This is a genomic window from Candidatus Dependentiae bacterium, assembly GCA_018266175.1.
Lineage (GTDB): Bacteria > Babelota > Babeliae > Babelales > RVW-14 > JAFEAY01.
Window position 1 is genome coordinate 1 of record JAFEAY010000022.1, and the last position, 3,173, is coordinate 3,173.

Here is a 3,173-nt window from a genome sequence, read left to right on the forward strand (position 1 = left end):
AGCATGGGAGATTTATCAGCATGCGGTATTGAAATTGCGGTGCAACCGGATGTTGGAGATGATGAAAAGCTCGCGCAAGCATTGCAGCTGCAATTGAATCTTGAGCTTATGCATGAACGCGAAGCTCGTGAGCAAGAACAACAAAAAGCAAATTTAATTTGTGAAAGTTCAAACATAGAGATTATTGAAGATTCAGATGAAGACTTTTCACAACACGCTTTGGTTAATGATCAAAAGCGCAAAAAAGGCACAAGAATCTTTTCTGGAGCAACCAGTGATGCGCAATTTATTGCACAGCTCAAACAGGCAATCAATGATGTCGACATAACCCAAGATCTGTATCAAGTTCTGTTTGATCGACTTTCTGCCCAAGTGCCGAGCAGTTTTTCGATGCTCATGAATCGAGAGATTGGTAGAGCGAGTCGGTACGATGTGATGGAGCGCAATTTTAGTGAACCATCAATAACATCGTATGCACGCTACTTTCCAGAATGCTTAATGGTAGGTGATGATAAAGGAGCTGAAGCGCAGGTGAACACACTTGAGGGGCATACAAAGACGGTTTATTGCATCAAGCAACTGCATGATGGTCAACTGGTTTCTTGTTCAAATGATCAAACGATTAGGGTGTGGGATCTAGATTCCAACAGGTGCTTTGCAACACTTGAAGGGCATGCAGGTTTGGTTAATTGCATTAAACAACTGGACGATGGTCGACTGGTTTCTTGTTCAAATGATAAAACGATTAAGGTGTGGGATCTGAATGCCAACAAGTGCGTTGCCACACTTCAGAGGCATACAAAGAGGGTTAGATGTATTAATCAACTGAATGATGGTCGACTGGTTTCTGGTTTTGGTTATGGAACGATTAAGCTGTGGGATCTAAATACCAACAGGTGCGTTGCCACACTTGAGGGGCATAGAGCTTGGGTTAATTGCATTAAACAACTGAATGATGGTCGACTGGTTTCTGGTTCTCGTGATAAAACAATTAAGCTCTGGGATTTGAATACAAACAGGTGTATTGTCACACTTGAGGGGCATAGAGCTTGGGTTAATTGCATCAAGCAACTGGATGATGGTCGGCTTGCTTCTGGTTCAATTGATGGAACGATTAAGGTGTGGGATCTAAATACCAACAGGTGCGTTGCCACACTTGACGGGCATGAACATTGGGTTAGATGCATCAAGCAACTGAATGATGGTCGACTGGCTTATGCTTCTGATGATGGAACGATTAAGGTCTGGGATTTGAATGCAAACAGGTGTGTTGCCACGCTTGAGGGGCATGAACATTGGGTTAGATGCATCAAGCAACTGAATGATGGTCGACTGGTTTCTTGTTCAAATGATAAAACAATTAAGCTGTGGAATTTGTATCCAGACCTTTCATTCGAGCAGATTGCACTGGTTGTTAATCTTGAGCAATATTTGCAAAAATCCAAAGTTGTTAATCTTGGTTATGGCTGGCGGGATGTTTTTGTAACATTGCCAGACTATTTTAAAAACCGCTTTCAATTGGTTGTTGGTTGATACTGAATGATCCAGAGGCAATCAAGCTACGGTTTTATTTACGAACTGAGTAGTACATAAACACATGAAAGATTCGTCATTTTATTTTCTTGTGTACCTGGACTTAGACACCTCCTTAGTTGGTTCTTATTTCAAAAAAGTGCTAATTATTGAAATAAGGATGCGTAATGGGTATCCTTATTTGAGAAACTATTGGAAAAGGAATAAATATAGAGGTAAAGGTAATTATGAAACGTACTACCGGAACGTATCAAACTTTGGGAAATCTTAGTTCTTTTGTTCCAAATCCCCTCCCTCCCGCGAATCCAGATCTTAATGTATCTGGTTTAACAGAGCTATACGGTTCTGCAATGCTTAAACTTGGCCAGCTCAACGAAATAGTAAATCGACTACCGAATGTACAAAGATTTGTTAAGGCGTATGTTATCAAAGAAGCGCTGCTTTCATCTGCTATTGAAGGAATTCATACAACACTTCTTGATGTTTTTACTCAGCCTTTATCTGGAACAAAGCCCAACAAAGAAACTCAGCTCGTGCTTAACTATACCGAAGCTCTTGATATCGCACTTCATATCATGCAAGAGCAAGGAATTCCTCTTGCATCGCGCGTTATTTTGAGTGCTCACAAAGCATTAATGCGAGTAGGACAAGTAGATCAGGCCAGCCCTGGTCAATACCGTAAACAAGCGGTACGCGTTGGCAGCCTTGTACCACCGCCAGCTAATCAGATACCCAAGCTCATGGCTGACTTAGAAAACTATATGAACACTGAAAATAATGCATTACCCCCTCTGATTAGAGCTGGACTTGTGCATGTTCAATTTGAGACAATCCATCCATTTCTTGACGGTAATGGGCGCATTGGTCGCCTTTTAATTGTTCTTATGCTGATAGATCAAGGTCTTTTGAGTGCACCTATTCTATATCCATCGTACTATTTCAAAAAACATCATCTGTATTATTATCAGCATTTAGATGAAGTACGCACCCAAGGAGATTTTGAAGGTTGGATCAAATTTTATTTGCAAGCAATTGAGGCAAGCTGTACAGATGCTTATCAACGGGTAAAGGACATTGAGATTCTTGAACAAAATATTAAAAACTTGCTACAGTCCGCGACATTATCAACTCGGACGCATTGTGCTGCGGTGGAGGTACTTTCTCTGCTATTTCAGTTCCCCATCATCAGCGTTACAGAGCTTGCGCAACAGCTGAATAAAAACTATAACACAGCGCAAAGCTTCATTAAGTTGTTTATTAAGCATGGAATTTTATTTGAAATAACCGGGCATAAGCGAAATAAATTATATCGCTTCGATGCATATTTAAACCTTCTTGAACGAGAATATGATTGACGCTTTAATCCTTTATTCGTTCTAAATTTCTTAAATAAAGTTTTTTATGATTACACGTTTGATACTGATTTTTTCGATTGTTTTATTGGCAAATACAGCACAGGCAATGAACGGTAATTTCTTTGATCAAGGAGTACAGCTGCGTACAAAACTTTTGTTGAAGATTTTTAATCCTGTAATCAAGGTATTTACAATGTGCTCTGAAAATTTGCAAGAAAATCCAGGCGTTGAAAATTTTCAAGCAAATTTTGAAGTGATAAACAGTGCATACAAAAACATTTGTAA

3 protein-coding genes are annotated in these 3,173 nt (G+C 39.7%); all 3 read left to right on the forward strand.

What is annotated here, in order from left to right; all coding sequences use genetic code 11:
- The coding region (locus tag JST56_05780; protein MBS1988469.1) for a WD40 repeat domain-containing protein at positions 1–1,533 on the forward strand (1,533 nt) is incomplete at its 5' end.
- A gap of 227 nt (positions 1,534–1,760) precedes the next feature.
- On the forward strand, positions 1,761–2,888 hold the full coding sequence (locus JST56_05785) for a Fic family protein (GenBank protein ID MBS1988470.1): 1,128 nt from the start codon (positions 1,761–1,763) through the stop codon (positions 2,886–2,888).
- Between the two features lie 46 nt (positions 2,889–2,934).
- On the forward strand, positions 2,935–3,173 hold a 239-nt coding region (locus tag JST56_05790), incomplete at its 3' end, for a hypothetical protein (GenBank protein ID MBS1988471.1).